Below are 20,671 nucleotides of genomic sequence, written 5' to 3' on the forward strand. Positions count from 1 at the left end.
GCGGCTCTAAAATACAGATAAGCCGTCAAGATTGCAAGAAAATGACTAAGAATTTCATCGAAGAATTGCGTTGGCGTGGTATGCTCCACGACATGATGCCTGGCACAGAAGAACAACTCCAAAAAGAAATTACCTCTGCCTATATTGGTTTTGACCCCACAGCGTCCTCTTTGCACATCGGAAATTTGGCAACTATTATGCTCCTAAAACACTTCCAGTTGTGCGGACATAAGCCATTTGCTCTGGTGGGAGGTGCTACCGGAATGGTGGGCGACCCTTCAGGAAAAGCCGCCGAACGCGCTTTCTTGTCAGAAGAAACGCTTCGCTACAACGAGTCTTGTATCAAAAAACAACTTGAAAAGTTTTTGGATTTTGACTGCGGCGATAACTCAGCCCAAATTGTAAACAACTACGACTGGTTCAAAAACATTGGTTTCCTTGAGTTTTTACGGGAAGCAGGGAAATATATTACAGTCAATTATATGTCGGCGAAAGACTCCGTAAAAAAACGCCTCGAAACAGGCATTTCTTTCACCGAATTTAGCTACCAGCTACTCCAAGGGTTTGACTTTTATTGGCTCTTTAAACACCACGATGTTCGTTTGCAAATGGGTGGTTCGGACCAATGGGGAAATATTACGACGGGTACAGAATTGATTCGTCGAAAAGAAAATAACAACGACGAAACCGCCGAATACCGTGCTTTTGCTCTGACAACTCCTTTGGTGACAAAATCGGACGGAACAAAATTTGGAAAAAGCGAAAGTGGAAACGTTTGGCTGGATTCTTCCAAAACTTCTCCTTTCCAGTTTTATCAGTTTTGGCTTAACTGCGCCGACGCTGACTGCTCGCGCTTGCTCCGCGTATTTACGCTTTACACAAAGGATGAAATAGAGGCTTTTGAAGCCGAACACGCCCAAGCTCCTCACCTACGCGTTATGCAGAAAGCTTTGGCAAAGGATGTGACCATTCGAGTTCACTCATTATCAGAATATGAGATGGCAGTAGCTGCCTCTGAAGTTCTTTTTGGAAAAGGAACCCTTGAAACGCTTCAAAACATGGATATGCTGACATTTGAAGCGGTATTTGATGGAGTGCCGCAAAGTGTCATCAGCGCAACCGCATTGGCTGAGTGTACTAACGTCACTGATTTAGTATCGGTAGTAACCAACAACGAAATATACGCATCGAAGGGTGAGGCACGGCGGGCTATCCAGGGAAACGCTGTAAGCATCAACAAAACCAAAGTCGCTGACCCCAATGCACAACCTGCATTTGAGTTGTTACAAAATAAATTTTTGTTGGTTTCTAAAGGCAAAAAAAATCACTTAATCGTGGTCGAATAAGCGCCTTTTTATTACCATTTTTTACCCCTCTACAAAGCCAAACATCCAAAAAGGTGTTTGGCTTTGTCACTTTTTGGCATTCTTTACGTCCAATAAACTACCAAATATTCAGTAAAATATATACCAAAACACAAAATGCTCATTACTAGCAACTTACATCATTTATCTCGTCTCCCAAAAGACATAATTTTCTTCCCAAAAAAAGTTAAATCAAAAAATATTTTTTAAAAATCAACCAAAAAAAAGAAGTTAAATGTAGTTTTGGCACGACTGTTGATAGAGGCTATTTCTGTAAACAGACGATAATCCAAAAAACATCGCATGGAACAAGCTTTATAACCCCACTCTATCATGCAGAAGTTAAGCCTAAACCAAACATTACAACAAAAGCTCTCGCCGCAGCAGATACAATTTATCAAGCTGCTCCAAATTCCGACGGCAGAATTAGAGAGCCGAATTGAGGAGGAGTTGGAGATTAATCCAGCATTGGAAGAGGGGTTAGAACAGGAAATGAACGAGAAAGATGACATCTATGATGATTCATCTGACAGTGAATATGATGACGAATATTCGACCCGTGATGACATTAGTCTTGACGACTACCTCAACCATGACGAATATGGCGGTTATAAAATGTATAGCGATGGAAACTTCCCAGAGGATGATCGGGAGGTACCAATTGCTACCATCAATACGTTACAAGATGCGCTACAGCAACAGTTTGGGTATTTGAAACTCAATGAACGCCAGTCGGTCATCGGCTTACAATTGTTGGGAAGCATCGAAAACGATGGCTATATCCGTCGTTCTATGCAAGCTGTTGTCAATGATTTGGCCCTTTCGCAAGGGTTTTATACCTCGGTGGAAGAAGTGGAGGTTGTGTTGAAAAAAATCCAAACATTTGACCCTCCAGGCATTGGTTCCCGCAATTTGCAAGAATGTTTGTTGCTCCAGCTTGATCGTAAAAATGCTTCGGACATCTATGTTAACTATGCCATCAAAATCATTGAGGATTATTTTGATGAATTTTCAAAAAAGCATTTTGAGAAAATTCAAAAACGCCTCGGTATCAATGACGACCAAATGAAGTGCGTCATTTCGCTCATCACAAAACTAAACCCAAAACCTGGCTCAGTAGAAGGCGAAGACGGCTTAGCACAATATCTTTTGCCCGATTTTTGGATTCACAACAACAACGGCAAGCTTGAAGTACACCTCAACTCAAAAAATGCACCAGAACTACGCATAAGTCGGTCTTTTGCCGAAATGCTGGATACCTACGACAAAAGCGACAAATCCAACCGACATATCAAAGAGACCGTCACTTTTGTGAAGCAAAAACTCGATGCCGCAAAGTGGTTTATTGATGCCATCAAACAGCGCCAAAATACGCTTCAACGCACCATGAATGCCATTTTACAGTACCAATATGAGTTCTTTTTAGATGGCGACGAAACCCGCTTAAAACCCATGATTTTGAAGGACATCGCGCTACGTATCGAAATGGACGTTTCGACGGTTTCGCGCGTGGCCAACAGTAAGGCTGTCCAAACAGAATTTGGGGTATATCCGTTGAAATATTTCTTCTCTGAAGGGATTTCGACTGAGTACGGCGAAGACGCAAGTAGCCGTGAAGTGAAGTCTATTCTGAAAGATTTGATTGACCACGAACCAAAAGGCAATCCGCTTTCGGACGATAAGTTAGAGAAACTTCTTAACGATAAAGGCTATAACATTGCCCGTCGAACGGTGGCCAAATACCGCGAACAGCTCAACATACCTGTTGCACGATTACGCAAACAATTATAGTGACATCGTCTGTTATTCGTTACCTTTGTGATAATCAAAATAAAGGTCGGCAATAAACAGATACATTCGCTTTGAATACGCCACTTGCTAAGTCTCTTTCGGTTCTGCTTCATCCACTTCTGATGCCCACGTTATTGTTGGGCATGTTGTTTTTTACCACACCAGCCGTTGTTGGCGTCGATATGTTCTCCCCGCCCATTCGCCTTACCCTTTTGGGGTTTGTGGGCATGACTACTTTTGTGATTCCTGCCTTAGGAATTTACTATTTATACCGAGCAGGTTATATTCAAAGTCTCCACTTAGATAATCTTGCCGACCGACGCCTTCCGTATTTTATTACAGTGTTGCTTTACGGCTTTGCTACGTATTTTTTTCGGTATCAACTCGCCCAATTGTCAGAGTTAGCCCCCCAAATTAGCATCGTTCTCGCCAGTGTAACGGTTTCCATCGCTTTGGTCGCCATTATAAGTTTAAACTGGAAAATTAGCGCGCACGGCACTGGCTTTGGTGGGTTGTTGGGTGCTACTTTTGGTATAGTTATCAAATTTGGAGAACACATTCTCCTCTATCCTCTTTTAGGGTTAATCGTACTGGGAGGACTTTTAATGAGTGCACGCCTTCACCTCAATGCCCACACACCTGCTCAAATTAGCGCGGGCGTTCTGCTAGGTTTGGTGGTAAGTTTAGCAACTGTTTGGTGGTTTGTCTGAGATTATTACATTTACGTATTTTCTGCTTCATCCTAAACCTAAAAACCATGTTTGAGAATTTAACCTACGAAGTAAACGATGGCGTTGCCCGCATTACGCTCAATCGCCCTCAAGTTTACAATGCTTTAAGTGCAGGCTTGTTAAAAGAAATGACACGCGCCATTGAAACTACAGCCGCCGACGAAACAGTACGTGTGGTGGTTATAACAGGCGCTGGCGATAAAGCATTTTGTTCGGGTGCCGACCTCAAAGAAGGAATGGGGGGCGCCAATAGCCTTGGGGATTCGTTACGACAAAACTACAACCCGCTTATTTTAGCCATACGGTCATTGCCCAAACCCGTCATTTGTCGGCTCAATGGCGTAGCGGCGGGGGCTGGCTGTTCGCTTGCTTTGGCCTGCGACCTTGTTATAGCCACCGAAGAAGCATATTTAAGTCAAATTTTTGTCAATATCGGCCTCATGCCCGACGCTGGCTCTACCTTCTTTTTACCTCGATTGGTCGGAATGCAAAAGGCTTTTGAAATAGCCAGTACTGGTCGAAAAGTATCTGCCATAGAAGCCGCTCAGATTGGACTGATTCACAAAGCTGTGCCTGCTAGCGAGCTAGATGTAGAACTTGCCGACATTGTTTCTTATTACCAAAATGCTCCTACAAAAGCCATTGGGGCGATGAAACAAGTGATGAACCAGGCCATGTATTCTACCCTCGACCAAATGCTTGAGCTTGAAGCAACCCACCAAGACCAACTTGGCCGCACGCACGACGCAGCGGAAGGAATTATGGCTTTTTTGCAAAAACGCAAGGCCGCGTATCGTGGAAAATAACTTCCTCAATATAGAATCAATATGCTTATCCGAATCGTACGAATGACGTTTCAGCCTGAAAAAGTGGCTGATTTTTTAGACGTTTTTGAGCAATCAAAAGAAAAAATCAGAGCCCGTCAAGGCTGCCATCGACTAGAGCTTTTACGCGACTTAAACCACTCCAATGTTTATCTAACATACAGTTATTGGGACGATGAAGCTGCCCTAAATGCGTACCGAGATTCTGAATTATTCAAAACAACTTGGGCCAAAACCAAAGTCCTCTTTGCGGACAAGCCCACGGCCTATTCCGTCGAACGATTGCAGGAGTTAGCATAAAAAAAGGAGCTGCCTAGGCAGCTCCTTTTTTTATTATTCTCCATTTTTAATCAATCTTCAAGACTTTCAATGTCTGACTTTTTGTAGCTCCTACTACCTTTAAGAAATACATACCAGCCCCCTGTGCTGTTACATCCAAGGTTTCTTTGTGTTGGTTTGTTTCAGCAACAATCTTTTTTGATTGCATCAAACGGCCTGAAATATCCGTAAACTGAAGGTCAAACGTTTGGCCTTTGCTGTCATTGATTTGCACCTGTAGAACATTCTTCACTGGGTTAGGCATCACTTCGGCCAATGTACCATTATCGGATGTTATTACCCCTTGTCGCGCGGCTCCTTTGCCAGGCCCTTCTTCCGAAACCACTCTGAACCAATATTCTTGGTAAGCTAATACGTTTCCTACAGGCAGGCGTTTTGAAGGATAAATACTACCCTCCCCTTTTGCATCCCAATAACGCACACTTAGCTTGTACAAGCCCTTCGGAAGCCCTTCATCATATTTGTTACCTCCGCTTCCATTTTCTTCATAAAAACCATACGCTGGGTGATTTTGAGCATATAATTCTGTCCAGCCCCCGCGATTAGCATACATAAAATAAGGCGCGTTGTTTTCGTGGGTATTAAAAGAGCGCGGTACTCCAGTTTCTGGTGTCAACAACATATCAAACGTCAACGACCCGCTTGTCCCCAATGCACATACTTCCGCATTGATTGTCCAAAAACGGGGGGCCATTTTATTAACCCGCTCAGTGAAGTAAACCGTAGGGTTCGTTTGCAAACTTTTGTCTAACGATGGCCCCGCATCAGGTGTAAGAAATTGACCCGCCCATGCTAATTTATTATCTTCCTTGGTTGCTGATTGACTTTGTCCAACGTTAATAATGGTAATATCAAACGCTTTCCAAAGCACTTCTTTGGGCGTACTAGAAGCCGTTTCACAACCATTAGGGAAAATACATTTTACCCAATATGACTGACTAATCACGTTATTAAAGGCCACTTTAAAGCTACTTTCCTTAACACCCGTGTTCCAAAATGCCACCGAAGGAGCAGGACAATTAGAGGAAACCGTTACTTCTGTTCCAGCACATACGATATCTGAACTGACAGTTACTACTGGAGCGGTGGTTGTAGAGAAATAAGTAAAAGTGACCGTATTACTTGCCATGCTTAGGCAACCTGTTGCCGATAGACAGCGCGCAAAATAGGAAGTAGTAGCCGTTGGGGTTTGTGCGGGTAATGAGCTAATGGCCTGTTGGGTAGTAGCATCATACCATATTGTTTGAAGCGCTCCGCAAGAAGTAACTCCTGTCATTGCCGTTGGTGTTCCACAGCCGTTCATTGGGCTAATACTCACCGTAGGAGCCGCCAAAGCAGGCGTCAGACGCAAACTCATCGCCGCCGATTCAGACTCAATACAAGAAATTGTCCCGTCTGATTTACGGCAACGAACACGGTAATTGTGTACTGCGCCATCTGCCATTTGTGTAGGCACAACCGACGAATAATCACCTCCATCAACAGAATATAAAACAATTTCTCCCGCCCCACAAGTTGCGTTAAAAGTGAGGGTATTTCCTTCAATATCACACACATTTTTTGATTCACCCGCCGCAATGGTTGTTCCGTCTGCCACCATCGAAACATTTTGAGGTACGGCAGCACGATACTGCACTGCCACATTGATTATACCTGAGAAAGTTGATGAACAAGCTACGTCGCACGAAGCTTGATAACGATACGCAACGGCATCCGATGGTTGAGTTGCAGGTGGGGTTAAACTCCAGCTGCCCCAAGCACCATTTCCTACCTGAGTACGCCACATCAATGTGCCCGTTACGCAAGAAGTAGCCACCGAGAATAACAAATTATTAACTGGATTTGCATCAGCATCGCAAAGAACAGTTGTTGATCCTTCGATAAATGTTTGGGTATTCAACAACAGGTTAATGGTAGGCTTGCCATTAATGGTCACTACCGCATCTCCCGTCTGGTTTTGTCCGCAGTTTGCGTCACTCACACTGACCAAAGTATAAGTATAAACGCCCGCAGTGGTGGTGGGCACAGTCACCGTAGCCGTATTTCCTCCACTCGTAGTTACTTCTTGGGTTAAACCACCATTAATTGTGTATTTAAACGTATAATTCCCTGACCCATTGGCACCTGTAAAAGTAATAACGGGTGCAGTTGCATCTTTACAGAGGGTTGTTGCTCCCGAAATTGTCGCCGTTGGGATGGAGTACGCCACTAAAACAGCCGAGCCCGTCATCGTCGAAGAACAGTTCGTCGTTGCGTTTACGGCCTCTACAGTGTAAGTACCCGCTTGAAGGATATTTCCAAATGAAAGCGGATTCCCTGTTCCTGCCACCGTAGAAATTAAATTTACGCCTTCCATGAGTTTGTAATTCACCCCTGTTGCCGAACCACTTAAAGTAATTTCTAAACCTAGTCCATTGGGGCAAAAACTACCACTACCTGCTACCGTAAATAAACTTGGATTAGCTGGAGCCGTCAATGTAGCCGAAAACGATATATTTTCTGGAACGCAACTACCACTCAACGTAAGGGCATAGGTGCCTGCTCCCAAACCTGTCAAGGACAACTTGCCCGTAGCATCGCTGGAGGCTGTTACATTGACCGTTGGGCCGCTGGTTGAAGTTACCGTATAACTTGTAGAGGCGTGCAAGCCCGTAATATCAACGATTCCGTTGGTGGGTACACAGGTTGTGAGGTTGGTCGCAGCCGTAGCAAAGACAGGAGTTCCTGAACCGATTGTAAAAGTGCCACCGTTGAAATTTTGAACAATTCCAGCATTGGAACTAATGGCACTGTTTCCGCTCGCATTTTCAATTATTTGCCCTGAATTGGAAAACGTTCCTGCGTTGGCAATCACACTATTAGACACTAATTTTAACAAAGCACCGCAACCATTGTTGTCGAAAGTAGCTCCAGAAGCATTGTTAACGCCCGTTCCTGCCACACTAGCCAACGCTTCTATGACAACTTTCGCTTTATTCGTAAAGGTTCCTGCGAGGTTGTTTAAGGCATTCCCTGTTGCACGGTCGATACTGATTTCACCACCTGAGTTATTATTAAAAGTAGCCGTATTGGCCAAACCTGTTGCGCCGACGTCATCAGCACTACCAATCGTAATTTTAGCGGCGTTTGTAAACGTCCCCAATAAGTTTGAAAGCCCAACAAGGGTCGTTTTATCCACTTTTATTTCACCCGCCGTGTTGTTAAAAGTGGAGGAATTTACAATACCCGTTGGCGAACCGCTGTTTGTTCCACCGATTGTAATGCTTCCTTCGTTTGTAAAAGTACCACCAGGAAGGTTAGACAAGCTTGAAAGGGACGCGCGGTCAATCAAAATGGAAGCGGTGGGTTTATTATTAAACGTAGCAGTGTTTGACAAAGCAGTTATACCACTTCCGTTATTTGCCCCTAGTTTTATGGTGCCTTCATTTGTGAAGGTATTTGTTGTATTGCTAATACTATTAGTCGTAGCGCGGTCTATTTCTAAGATACCCTTATTAGTAAATGTAGCAGTGTTAAGGACAGATACCAATCCGCCAATGTTAATTGACCCTATCTTGATAGTACCCTCATTAGTCAGCGTCGAGCCGTTGCTGATACTATTTGTCACCGCTCGGTCGATGGTAATCGTTCCTGTTGATTTGTTATTAAAAGTATTACTTCCACCAATCAAAATCCCCGTAGCACCAATATTTCCAGTACTTCCTATTGCTATTTTCCCTTCATTATTGACTGTACTCCCACTTTCAGTTGTAAATCCACTCACCGTCGAGTTATCAATTTTTAATTCTCCCGTTGTTTTGTTATTTAACGTTCCAACATTTCTAAAGCCTAGTCCTACAATTCCCGAAATACTTAGAATAAAATTGCCCTCATTGTTAATTGTCCCCAAATTGTGAACCGAGGCTGAAATAATCCCAATCAACCTATAATTACTGGTCGTAAGCGTTCCCGTAGATGTAATCGTTAAGGTAGCTCCACTTTGTACCTCGACTGTTCTCGCATTAGCAGTAGCACTAATTTTAGGTTGATTTGAAGGAGCAGCAGGAATAACCACATTATTTGAAGAATTGGGAATAGCATTCCCACTCCAGTTTGCAGCAGTATTCCAATCATCGCTATCCGACCCGTCCCATGTTCGAGTTTGCCCAAAAGCAATACTACTTAATAGAGAAAACAACAAGCATATAAGCATCTCCTTTTTGGGAGTCATCGTTAAAAGAGCGACCCGACAGACGTATCGGAAAGTAGAAAAATTGTCCATACTTTTTCTTGTTAAAGTTAATGGGAAGAGGTTGAAAAAATTGATTTATAGAATGTGTAAATGGCACTGCAAAAGCACAAAAAGAGAGGCATTGTGTACTTTAGATACCAAAGATACACAATGCCTCTCTTTTACTTATGCTAAAAAAATGTAAATTTATTTAGCGGTAATGGTATATGTTTATAAACGTATAACAAACTCATCGGCATCCAAATGCGCGGGAAAACGCGTTCGGAAAGCAGTCAATGATTCTTTTTGTAATGTATAAATAATAATGCGTTCCTCCCCTGATGTCCGCTCCAATACCTCCCCTTTAAAATCAACTACGGCGGAGTCGCCTGTGTGTGGAATACCATTCCCGTCATTGCCAATGCGGTTGACTCCAACAACATAACTCAGGTTTTCAATGGCACGAGCTTGAAGTAGCGTATTCCAAACATGGCTACGAACAGCGGGCCAGTTGGCGACGTACAGCAGCAAGTCGTATTGGAGGGCTACATTGCGCGACCACACGGGAAAACGTAAATCGTAACAAATCAGCGGACAAATTCTCCAGCCCTTCCATTCTTTGATAATACGCTTACTACCAGCCTCGTACGACTCATGCTCCCGCGCCATTCGAAACAAATGTCGTTTGTCATAATGGTCGTATGCACCGTTTGGCTCTACCCAAAGCAGTCGATTAAAATAGTTTGTTCCTTCTTTGGCGACAAAACTTCCCGTCACTACTGCGCCCGTTTGCGCGGCCATTTGCTGCATCCACTTGGTGGTAGTCAGGTTCATGGGCTCGGCCACCGAAGCAGGATTCATCGTAAAACCCGTTGTAAACATTTCGGGTAAAACGATGACATCCACTTGTTCGGTGATGTTGGCTATTTTTTCTTCCATTGAAGCCAAGTTGGCCGTTGCATTTTCCCAATATAAATCGGTTTGAATCAGCGCTACTCTTAAATCCATCTTTTTGTATCTTTTAGACCTTCCAAGTTTTAACATCTTGGAAGGTCTCTTTTCTGTTATTTCAATTCACTCGCTTTGATTTCGCGTTGCCACTGTTGGCTTCCTTTGGCATCGTAAATTGTTACTTTTAGTACACGATTTTTTTCTGGCCCTGTTATTTCAAACATACCAAAATTACGCTTATTCTCTACATTGGTACCTGCTACGTACGTTTCGGTTGTTTTTTCAGCATCGGCTGGTTTTCCCGCCCCCGATGTCAGCGGAGATACTGTAAAATCGTACAATGGATAGGTACCAAAACGATTCAAACGGTGAAGCACTGTGTGGTGGCGGTCGCCAGTTAAAAACAATACGCCTGGAATATTAGCCTCGGCTATTTTTTGAAGCAACAACGCCCGCTCTTCGCCATACGTTGCATAATTTTCAAACAAAGCGGCCGTATTGAGGATTTGTCCACCTGCAACGATAAACTTGAACGTCGCTTTACTTCCTACCAAGGCATCAATCAACCAACGGAGTTGCGCTTCCCCAAAATACGTTCGGTCGTCTTTTCGGTTATTGGGTGAACGAAACCAGCGGTCGTCCAACATAAAAAACTGGGCATCTCCCCACTCAAAAGTGCTGGTACAAGCTCCTTCAAAAACGTAATTGGGATTTCCCCAAAACAAACGAAACGCCTCTGAAGTCATGTTTTTAAGAGCAAAACTACGGTCAGAGTCGTTTGGCCCAAAATCGTGGTCATCCCAAATGGCGTAGTTGTGGGTAGAGGCTAACAAAGGCTGCAACTGCGACAACGAACGCGTGTGGGTATTGCGGTACAACACACCCGTGCGGGTGTTCCAATCGGGTTCGCGTAGGTACGTATTGTCGCCACCCCATACCATAAAGTCGGGTTTTTGTTGGTATATAGCAGTGTAAATGTCATAATCACCACCATAAGCCGAAGGGCGGTCGTAGGGGGCGTCATTGACATAAGCGCAACTTCCAAAGGCAAATTTAAAAGCAGGTGGGTCGGTGCGCCATTGCCACAACGTTTGGCTTTGAAACGAAAGTGGATAGCTAAAACTCATTTTTTTACCATCAACCCACAGTTCGTAATCGTACTTTTTACTAGGCTGAACTTGGTCGGCGATTAGTTTCGCGACAAACGCTTTGTCTTTTTGGGTTAACAATTCGTCCGTACTCATTTTTTGGGTAGGATTGCCCTGTTCCCAGTACATAAATTTTACTTTGGCTGCTTGTTTGGTCTGAACCCAAAGCAAAACTTCACGCATTTCGGAATAACCCACCATGGGACCCGATTGAACTTGCGCAAGGGAACGAAGCGCAATAAAAAGACAGATTAGGAGTGATGAAGATTTTTTTATCATGATTAGGCGTATTTTTGGTGCAAGTTAATACAAACACCTGTTGGTCGCCGCTTGCTGAGTTTAACATTTTATGAAAGATTTGTTTTTTGACAAAGCAACTGGCATCCACTATCTTTGCGGCTCGAAATTTCAGCCCATGCAGATTATCAACCACCAATACCAGATTCAAAACGTAGCTGTTCTTGACATTGCACAGCAATTTGGCACACCGCTATACGTGTATGACGCCAACAAAATCGTTGAAAAAATCGACGAGCTTAAAAGTGCTTTCCCGAACGTCAAGCTTAAAATTAAGTTTGCGTGTAAAGCACTCACCAACGTTTCGATTCTGAAACTTATGCGCCAAAACGGGGTTGAAATCGACGTCGTTTCTCCCCAAGAGCTTCAACTAGCCCTTCATGCGGGTTTTGAAGGCACCCAAGTCACGTTTACGCCCAGCGGTGTTTCGTTTGACGAAATCGAGGCGGCCGTCGAAACAGGCGCTATCATTAACCTCGACAACTTGAATGTGCTCGAAAAATTTGGCCAACGCTACGGCAATCGTGTGCCTTGCATGATTCGTATCAAACCGAACGTCGCCGCAGGAGGAAACGCCAAAATAATGACCGCCCACGAAGGCTCTAAATTTGGAATTGATATTCGTCAACGCGATGAAATTTTAGCAATCGTCGAAAAATACAATATCAACGTTGTTGGACTTCACCAACACACTGGTTCGGACATCAAAGAAGCCGAAGCTTTTGTGAAAGCTGCCGATGTGATTTTTGACTTTGCTCATTCTTTCCCAAATCTTCAAATCATAGATTTAGGCGGTGGTTTTAAAGTAGCCTACAAAGAAGGCGATTACACGACTAATATGCCCGAATTAGGCGCAAAACTGAGCGAAGCCTTCTTAAAACTGAGCGAAACGCTGGGTAGAGAGCTTCAACTTTGGTTTGAGCCTGGGAAGTTTTTGGTAAGTGAAGCTGGGGTGCTTTTGGTACATGCCAACATGGTAAAACAAGCCCCTGGACGTACTTTCGTAGGGGTAAATTCGGGGTTAAATCACCTTATTCGTCCAATGATGTACGATGCTTACCACCACATTGTCAACGTGTCAAACCCTGAAACGGAAAGCAAAGGCACGTACGACGTCGTAGGATACATTTGTGAAACAGATACCTTTGCCAAAGACCGAGAACTAAACGAAGTCCGCGAAGGGGATATTCTGGCACTGCTCAATGCAGGCGCATACGGGTTTACCATGAGTAGCCAGTACAATAGCCGCTATCGCCCTGCGGAAGTACTCGTCTATAACGGGCAAGCCCATGTAATTCGTGAACGCGAAACGATGGACGACATTCTAAGAAACCAAGTATTACTTGAGTTGTAAGAGATTGCCCAATAATGCTAATCTAAATTCTAATCAATAAAATAAAGTTACCCAATGGGACGCGCGTTTGAATACCGTAAAGCTAGTAAGCTAAAGCGTTGGGGGATGATGTCTAAGACGTTTACCCGCATCGGAAAAGATATTGTAATGGCCGTAAAAGCAGGTGGATCTGACCCTCAAAACAACTCACGTTTGCGGGCAATCATCCAAAACGCTAAGGCGGCAAATATGCCTAAAGATAACGTAGAAAGAGCAATCAAACGGGCTACTTCTAAAGACCAAGAAGACTATAAAGAGGTAGTTTTGGAAGGAAAAGGCCCACACGGAATTGCGATTTTGATTGAAGCCACCACCGACAACAACAACCGAACTGTTGCCAACGTACGTAGCTATTTCAACAAACTTGGCGGTTCTTTGGGGATTTCGGGAATGCTTGATTTCTTATTTGACCGCAAATGCGTGTTCAAAATCGCCAATACGGGTGCTGACTTGGAAGAATTGGAGTTTGAATTGATTGATTTTGGCGCCGAAGAACTTTTCATCGACGAAGAAACCAATGAAATCAACATCTATGGCGAATTTACGGCCTTTGGTGCCCTTCAAAAATACTTGGAAGAAAAAGGCTACGAACTGAAAGGTGCAGAATTTACGCGTATTCCGACGGAGATGAAAGAGCTTACCGAAGAACAAGCAGCTGAGGTTGAAAAGCTCATTATGAAGATTGAGGAAGACGACGACGTTCAGAACGTCTATACCAATATGAAGTAAAATGCTGTCGAGTTCGGAATGAGTGAATGACAATCTATCCATTCGCTCATTCCGAACTCCAACCATTATTTACAATTCAACTCATACAAATACACCGTTTCTCGAAGTGTATTGTCGCTTGATTTAAATTTCATCACTACCTGCGTCGGAACCCGTTTGGTATTGTACTGATACGAAACTTCCACACTCTGCCCCCCCGTCACGTACGTCAACGGGTTTCTTCGGCTGTGAGGACGCCCATTAAGCAGATTAACTACCTGCATTCCTTCCGCAAACGCATAAATATTTACTTTGTCGTCGTACGAACCGTACTCGGCCACCAAGCTATCTGTTTGGCTCAATGGCTTACGAATAAACCACTTTTTGACGTTAGCCGCTGTATCGTATTCCCACTTTGACGTAAGTCCTGTTCTTGACTTTATTTCCGAAATTCGATTGTTGGTTCCGTAGGTAATTTTCAACGAATCTTCCAACTTAGGCCCCGAATTATAGACCCTAAACGGCCGAATTGTTTTCAATTTGGAGTCGCGGTCGTAGTCCAATTCATAAATAAAGCTATTGTCTTTGACAGCCAAATTTGTCTCCCGAATACGAATGAGTCGGGTTTTAGAAGTGTATTCAAAAGTATATCTTTTGATAATTCTATTGTTTGGTTCAATCCCCGCATACTCAACCATTCGCTCTAAGCGGCGGGTTGAGTCGAATTCGTACGTACGCAGTAAAATTCCATTCACTTTTTCGTTGAGTAAAATACACGAAGACAAGGCAGTAGAGTCAATGGGTTCTACGTCGTCTCCTCCTCTTGGACGGCACGCGTCAATCAGAGCGACACCTCCTAGTAAAATCACTAGAACCGCCCAGTAATATCTTGATTTATCTAACATATCTATAGGTTGGTTATGACCAAGTCAAAACTATCTTAAATCTCCATCAAAAAAAATGCCAAGTCTTACCTTTATTTCCTATTGGGGCTTTTTAGGTAAAATACCCTCAAAAACCCATCAAGCAACATGTTTCTAATGGAGTTTGCCTCTCTCCACAAAAAAAATGCCTAAAATAGTAATTCCTAGATTTATTTTAGCAAAATGGTCTGCCCATCTGAACAAACGAAAAGAGGGATGACCAACGGCCATCCCTCCCACACTACAAAAATGATATTTTATTCTCCTTGGCGACGAATGCGGCTTGCTCCCGACGCCGACGACTGAAGGTTTGGAATCGACCCTAAGTTTGCCTTACTAACACCCGACGCTTCCACGTTGGCATTTTGAATCTGCATTTGTTCGGTATCAAGCGTACAAGCACCCGACAAATCAGCCTCAAGGGTATTGGCTCTACCGTGGAGTTCCACTTTAGATGCTCCCGAAACATCTAGCTTCAGTTCTTTTACATTGACATTAATCAAGGTTTTTGACGCACCCGAAATCTCTACTTTCAAATCGTTACTGTTGGTAAATCCTGTTATTTTGGTCAACGTTGCCCCAGACAAATCCACCGATTCAAGTTTAGGCATCGTGATGGTAATACCCACCCGCTTATTATTTGCAAACAGTTTAGCTTTTTTACGATTTTCGATTTTCAAAACCCCGTCATTTACTTTGGCTTCAACCTCATCCAAATCTTCCTCACGGCCATCGGCAGTTACTTTAAACTCAGTTCCTTGTTCTATCTTAACCACAAATGCCCCACCTACTCGCACTTTGTCAAAACCACTGAGGTCAAATTGTTTTACCATTTCCCCCCTAGCCTCAAACGATTTATCAAACGCATCGTTCAATCCAGATTCGATTCCCCCGCTGATTTCATCAATGTGGCTATCATTATCACCGTAACTTCCATCGTGTTCTTCCTTTAAAATGGGGCGATCGAGACAAACCAAGCCTGAGTCTGATTTAATAGTCCACTTCAACGTTTTGAATATTTCATTATTTACCTCCAAATCATATTCGTATTGGCTGCGCTGACGAACTCCCCAAAAGTGGTTGTAAAAATCGCGGGTCATCTTAAACGCCTTATTGTAAGGCAAATAGAATTGCATTCTCACGTTTTGGCCTCTAAAGCGCGGCGCTTTGTCTGACAACATAAAGTCTTCATCAAACACAATCGAAGAGTCGCTTTGTTTTACGTTGTAAAGGATATTGGAGGCATTAAACTCCGCATCTTGACGCGAACGTCCTTGCGAACGAAATTCAAGCTCAAGCTTTGCCTCTGTTCCATCATAACCATCCAAATCAAGGTGTGTATTGTTGTAATTATCGCTGTCGCCGTTGTCATTCAACTCCAGCAAAATAGGGTTAGCAGGAAGTTTGTAGGTTTGCACCTTTTCTACGCTACCATTCCGACGGAAGTTTGAGCCATATCGTACGCCATAAACGGTACTTCCGATGATTCCCACCAAAAACAGACCGAGCAATGTTTGCCAAATAGAAGCCGTAAATTTGTTTTCTTTGGTCAACAACGACACTCCCAACCATGCAATAATTGCAAAAGGAGCGCCAATCGCCATGAACAAAAACACGTAAGCAACGGGGGTTACTTCACCAAAAAAGAAGTTGAGCGGCATAAAATCGCTATCAATCGACCCAAAATCCCACGTTCCTAAGCCCAGCACAGCAAACAACGCAGTGATAAGACCAATCAGCGCACTTGCGCCCACCATTACTAAAATTAAACCTGCAAAAATGCGCATTACCACTACCAAAAATCGCATCAAGGGCGTCAATCCACTAAAAATGGCCGCAATGGCACGAAAAGGCAAAAGCAACAGTTTTGTTAAAATACTTTCTTCTTTTTGTTGTTCAGGCTGAAGGGCTTTTTTGACGTTTGTTTCAATGTTTTCGAGCGTAATAGGCTGGCCCGTCATTTCCATTTTTTCGGTCAACGTATTGGCTCTCGGGGTAATGAGCCATAAAACGATGTACAACAACAACCCCGAGCCAAACAATAAGATACTCAACACCCACGCAAACCGAACCACACCCAAGTCCACTCCAAAATAAGCGGCTACCCCAGAGGCTACCCCACCTACTACTTTTTTATCGGGGTCGCGGTAAAATTTCTTCAAATTTACGTCTTCCTCCAGCGTTGTTGACCCTGGAAAAGCCACCCAACACGCGATATAAACAATAAAAATAAATCCGCTGATCGGGCCAAATATCTCTGCTACTTCGTCTCCAATCATGCCACCTCCAGCGGGAAGCCCCAAAAAGAAGAACAAAAAGATTAAACGAATCAAAAGTGGATCGGTATTGAAATAGTGGGCAATGCCTGCACAAACGCCACCGAGCAATTTACGTTTGGTGTCTCTTACGAGTTTTTTGGGCGCATATGGCACCGATGGAGCTTCGGTGGTAGTTTTTTCGCGTTTTGGTTCACCCGCAGTTTCCACCGTTTCTTTTGTATCCGCCAAGTCTTCCTCCTCTTCGATGGCCTCAAAATCGGCAACGGTACCCATGCTTTTGATAAGCTGCTCCACGTCGTCGAGGGCAATTACTTGCTGTTCGGCTGATTTTTGTTTGGTTAAAAACTTTTCGGCGATGCGGCCTTCGATGTCAGAAATGATTTCTTTGCTGTCTTCGTACGACGAAAAATACTTCTGAATGGAGTTTAGGTAATTTTTTAATTTATCGTATCCGTCCTCTTCAATATAAAAAATCAGACCGGCGATGTTGATGCTGATAGTCTTTTTCATGGCAAATCTAGTTAGTAGATGACTCTTTGTTTTCGTTCTCCAAATGCTGCGTTTTCTGCACAATCGTATTGACCGAGTCCGAAAGCTCGTTCCACGTTTGCTGCATTTCGTCCAAAAACTTTTTCCCCGTTTCGGTCAGTACGTAGTATTTACGTGGCGGCCCCGACTGCGACTCTACCCATTTGTAGTCGAGCAAACCCGAATTTTTGAGGCGAGTCAATAACGGGTAAAGCGTTCCCTCAACGACCATAATTTTGGCGGAGGTGAGTTCATCAAGCATATCCGAGGCATACACCTCGCCGCGAGAAATGATGTGCATAATGCAAAACTCTAGAATCCCTTTTCGCATTTGCACTTGAGCGTTCTCAATATTCATGCTACTGTCATGTTTTGGAATTTTTTGATTAAACGTCATGGCTGAATTTGTTAGAATGATGAGTTAAGAGTGATAAGTGATGAGTAGTTTGCCTCAGCTTATCACTCATCGTTTATCACTTATCACTCAGCACTTCCTTTTTTGTTTTCAATTGGCTGTTAATTGGTAATCCATGGTACAAAGCTAATATAAGGTACTTTGCGATGCAAGGTACTTGGCTAAAATATTTTCAAAACTCACTGAAACGGTAAAATTCAAGGATAAACGGCAAAATAATGTACTATCTTTGTTTCTCATCATCACAAAAACCATTTCCATGTATTCCTTCAACATCAAAGAGGTCGTTTCAGTCACGCTGATTCTATTCTCTGTCATTGACATTTTGGGGGCAATTCCCATTATCATCGACCTCCGAAAAAAGGCAGGCAGCATCAATGCCCGCCGAGCTACCCTAGTTTCGGGCGGCTTGATGATTGCATTTCTGTACGTTGGGAAAGAAATTTTGAAGCTTTTTGGCGTTGATGTTGCCTCCTTTGCCGTTGCAGGTGCCCTGATTTTATTCTTGATTGGTCTTGAAATGATTCTTGGGCGAAACATCTTCAAACACGATGCCGTTCATACCAATGCCACCTCTATCGTTCCGATTGCTTTTCCCATGATTGCGGGGGCAGGTACTATGACGACCATTCTGTCGCTCAAAGCTGCTTACCAAGAGATAAATATCATTGTTGGTATCCTCATTAACCTTGTTTTTATTTACCTGGTACTGCGTTCATCGGCATGGATTGAGCGACAATTGGGCGTAGCGGGCACTGACGTATTGCGCAAAATATTTGGGTTAATTCTCATCGCCATTTCCATCAAATTATTTAGAAGTACACTATAGTGCTGTAGTGCTTGAGGTTTCTCAAAAGTGCTTGAGGTTTCTCAACAGTGCCTGAGGTTTCTCAAAACCTCAAAAAGGGTTGCTCACAACCCAATGAATCGCGCAATGTCCTCTGGTTTTGAGAAACCAGAGGCACATAGGGAGGCACTCACAAGTGCTTGAGGTTTCTCAAAACCTCAAAAAGGGGTTGCTCACAACCCCGTGAAGCGCGCAATGTCCACTGGTTTTGAGAAACCAGTGGCACAAACAAGTGCTTGAGGTTTCTCAAAACCTCAAAAAGGGTTGCTCACAACCCAATGAATCGCGCAATGTCCTCTGGTTTTGAGAAACCAGTGGCACATAGGGAGGCACTCAAAAGTGCTTGAGGTTTCTCAAAACCTCAAAAAGGGTTGCTCACAACCCAGTGAAGCGCGCAATGTCCTCTGGTTTTGAGAAACCAGAGGCACTCAAATGCTCACAACCCCGTTAATGATACAGTTTCTTAACAAAATAAATGATATGTGGATAGAACAAAACAACAAGCTAGTTCGTGAATACGAATTTGAAGACTTCAAAGAAGCCTTTGCATTTATGACCAAGGTAGCCGAAGTAGCCGAAGCCATGAACCATCACCCATGGTGGTCCAATGTCTGGAACAAAGTAACGATTGAGCTTACTACCCACGACGCGGGCAATACAGTCACCGAAAAAGACGAAGCACTGGCCGAAGCCATCGAAGCTATTTTTGACGAAATGTAGCAAAAAAAAAGCCCTCTCCGCAAAGCAGAGAGGGCTTCTGTCACTCTAAGCAGATAAAAAAATACCTTAATTGAGTAACTTTAATTTCAAGTCATTCAGTTGTTTACGAATCGAGGCATCTACCTGGCGATCGCCTACACGAAGGATATACCCTCCGATTAACTTATCATCCACTTTCTCCTCCAGCTCTACTGTTTTACCAGTAGCTTCTGCCACAATCGTAATGAACTGCTTACGCAACGCATCCGTCAATGCAGTAGAAGAAGTGATGTAGGCTTTCACAATGCCTTTACGCTCATCGTACAATTTGATGAATGCGTCGGCAATGCTGTGCATGATACCTTCACGGTTTTTGTGAGTGATGATATTGAAGATACCAAAAGAAACTGGATCTACTTTATCTTGAAACACTCCTTTAAGTATAGCGAGTTTTTTATCATGGCGAACGACGGGGCTTTTCAACGCCAACATCAACCCACGATTATCGTCGGAAACGGTTTTAAAAAGAACCATGTCTTTATAAACAGTTTCCACTACATTTTTTTCTTCTGCTAAATCAATCAATGACTTAGCGTATCGTAAAGCTACGGTAGATTCAGACATTTGTTTCGGCGCTTAGTTAAGTCTAGCTTCTTTTGCCAAATCAGCCACAAGTTGTTCTTGTGCCGACTTATCGCTCAATTCTTTGCGAAGTACCTTTTCTGCTATTTCAAGCGAAATGGTAACAACTTCTTTTTTCATTTGGGCAACAAGGGCAGCACGTTCGTTGCTGATGGTTTCGCGGGCATCTTCGATGATACGCTTACCTTCTACTGTTGCTTTGTCTTTAGATTCTGCAATGATACGATCCGCAGATTCTTTTGCTGCTTTCAAGATGCTATCGCGTTCTGCGCGGGCTTCTGCCAACAATTGTTGGTTGTCAGCTTGCAATTTTGCCATATCGGCGCGCGTCTTTTCAGCCAAGTCCAAAGCACTTTGGATCTGGTGTTCGCGCTCGCTCAAGCTTGACAAAATTGGCTTCCAAGCAAGTTTAGCCAACAAGAACAACAAAATTCCGAAGAATACTAATTGCCAAAATATGAGGCCGAGTTGGGGGGTTACTAATTCCATGATATTGAAATAGCTTATGAGTTTCTATTTACTAATCATTCTCCAGAAGCTTGCCTACTGCTTGCAACTGGAGAATGGTCTATCTTTAAGCAG

General features: G+C 43.5%; 17 protein-coding genes. 9 read left to right on the top strand and 8 right to left on the bottom strand.

The genetic code is table 11. The annotated features are described in order from the left end of the window. Positions 1–41: 41 nt before the first annotated feature. From tyrS to AC23N5_RS18090, 5 genes are all read left to right on the top strand, one after another. Positions 42–1,346: a tyrosine--tRNA ligase gene (tyrS, locus tag AC23N5_RS18070; RefSeq protein WP_487756663.1), complete on the top strand. Its 1,305-nt coding sequence runs from the start codon at positions 42–44 to the stop codon at positions 1,344–1,346. Between the two features lie 351 nt (positions 1,347–1,697). After that, positions 1,698–3,155: an RNA polymerase factor sigma-54 gene (gene rpoN / locus AC23N5_RS18075; protein ID WP_183971693.1), complete on the top strand. Its 1,458-nt coding sequence runs from the start codon at positions 1,698–1,700 to the stop codon at positions 3,153–3,155. Positions 3,156–3,226: 71 nt separating this feature from the next. Further along, the gene (locus AC23N5_RS18080) at positions 3,227–3,865 is read left to right on the top strand and encodes a hypothetical protein (RefSeq protein WP_229601251.1); all 639 of its coding nucleotides are present in this window, start codon (positions 3,227–3,229) and stop codon (positions 3,863–3,865) included. 47 nt (positions 3,866–3,912) lie between these two features. Continuing rightward, a complete protein-coding gene (locus AC23N5_RS18085) occupies positions 3,913–4,692 on the top strand; it encodes an enoyl-CoA hydratase/isomerase family protein (protein ID WP_487756664.1) in 780 nt (259 codons plus the stop codon). Between the two features lie 21 nt (positions 4,693–4,713). Next, positions 4,714–5,010, top strand: a complete 297-nt coding sequence (locus AC23N5_RS18090) for a putative quinol monooxygenase (protein ID WP_183971690.1) — start codon at positions 4,714–4,716, stop codon at positions 5,008–5,010. 46 nt (positions 5,011–5,056) lie between these two features. Here the strand turns inward: AC23N5_RS18090 and AC23N5_RS18095 are convergent, their stop codons facing one another. The 3 genes from AC23N5_RS18095 to AC23N5_RS18105 form a co-directional block, all read right to left on the bottom strand. Beyond that, complete coding sequence (locus AC23N5_RS18095) at positions 5,057–9,310, bottom strand: T9SS type A sorting domain-containing protein (RefSeq protein ID WP_487756665.1); 4,254 nt, start codon at positions 9,308–9,310, stop codon at positions 5,057–5,059. 180 nt (positions 9,311–9,490) lie between these two features. Further along, positions 9,491–10,267, bottom strand: a complete 777-nt coding sequence (locus AC23N5_RS18100) for an amidohydrolase (RefSeq protein WP_487756666.1) — start codon at positions 10,265–10,267, stop codon at positions 9,491–9,493. Positions 10,268–10,323: 56 nt separating this feature from the next. After that, the gene (locus AC23N5_RS18105; RefSeq protein ID WP_487756667.1) at positions 10,324–11,637 is read right to left on the bottom strand and encodes an alkaline phosphatase D family protein; all 1,314 of its coding nucleotides are present in this window, start codon (positions 11,635–11,637) and stop codon (positions 10,324–10,326) included. Between the two features lie 136 nt (positions 11,638–11,773). Between AC23N5_RS18105 and lysA the strand changes: the two genes are divergently transcribed. Together lysA and AC23N5_RS18115 are read left to right on the top strand one after the other, a co-directional pair. Continuing rightward, positions 11,774–13,009 carry a diaminopimelate decarboxylase gene (lysA, locus tag AC23N5_RS18110; protein ID WP_183971773.1) on the top strand — a complete coding sequence of 412 codons (1,236 nt, stop codon included), beginning with the start codon at positions 11,774–11,776 and terminating at the stop codon, positions 13,007–13,009. A gap of 54 nt (positions 13,010–13,063) precedes the next feature. Beyond that, positions 13,064–13,777, top strand: a complete 714-nt coding sequence (locus AC23N5_RS18115; RefSeq protein WP_183971686.1) for a YebC/PmpR family DNA-binding transcriptional regulator — start codon at positions 13,064–13,066, stop codon at positions 13,775–13,777. Positions 13,778–13,842: 65 nt separating this feature from the next. Here AC23N5_RS18115 and AC23N5_RS18120 read toward each other — a convergent pair whose 3' ends face one another. From AC23N5_RS18120 to AC23N5_RS18130, 3 genes are all read right to left on the bottom strand, one after another. Continuing rightward, positions 13,843–14,661: a hypothetical protein gene (locus AC23N5_RS18120; RefSeq protein ID WP_487756668.1), complete on the bottom strand. Its 819-nt coding sequence runs from the start codon at positions 14,659–14,661 to the stop codon at positions 13,843–13,845. 275 nt (positions 14,662–14,936) lie between these two features. Continuing rightward, positions 14,937–17,468 carry a GIN domain-containing protein gene (locus tag AC23N5_RS18125; RefSeq protein ID WP_487756669.1) on the bottom strand — a complete coding sequence of 844 codons (2,532 nt, stop codon included), beginning with the start codon at positions 17,466–17,468 and terminating at the stop codon, positions 14,937–14,939. 7 nt (positions 17,469–17,475) lie between these two features. Then, a complete protein-coding gene (locus AC23N5_RS18130) occupies positions 17,476–17,844 on the bottom strand; it encodes a PadR family transcriptional regulator (protein ID WP_183971772.1) in 369 nt (122 codons plus the stop codon). A gap of 316 nt (positions 17,845–18,160) precedes the next feature. On the opposite strand from AC23N5_RS18130, the gene AC23N5_RS18135 reads away from it, so the two are divergent. Beyond that, a complete protein-coding gene (locus AC23N5_RS18135) occupies positions 18,161–18,730 on the top strand; it encodes a MarC family protein (RefSeq protein WP_122929506.1) in 570 nt (189 codons plus the stop codon). A 468-nt stretch (positions 18,731–19,198) separates the two neighbouring features. Continuing rightward, positions 19,199–19,468 carry a 4a-hydroxytetrahydrobiopterin dehydratase gene (locus AC23N5_RS18140; RefSeq protein WP_487756670.1) on the top strand — a complete coding sequence of 90 codons (270 nt, stop codon included), beginning with the start codon at positions 19,199–19,201 and terminating at the stop codon, positions 19,466–19,468. Between the two features lie 66 nt (positions 19,469–19,534). On the opposite strand, the gene atpH is transcribed toward AC23N5_RS18140, so the two are convergent. Further along, entirely contained in the window at positions 19,535–20,071 is a 537-nt protein-coding gene (atpH, locus tag AC23N5_RS18145) for an ATP synthase F1 subunit delta (RefSeq protein WP_122929504.1), read from the bottom strand. Between the two features lie 12 nt (positions 20,072–20,083). Next, positions 20,084–20,578: a F0F1 ATP synthase subunit B gene (atpF, locus tag AC23N5_RS18150; RefSeq protein WP_028527131.1), complete on the bottom strand. Its 495-nt coding sequence runs from the start codon at positions 20,576–20,578 to the stop codon at positions 20,084–20,086. Positions 20,579–20,671 lie beyond the last annotated feature (93 nt).

Source organism: Runella sp. R5_40, assembly GCF_057652295.1.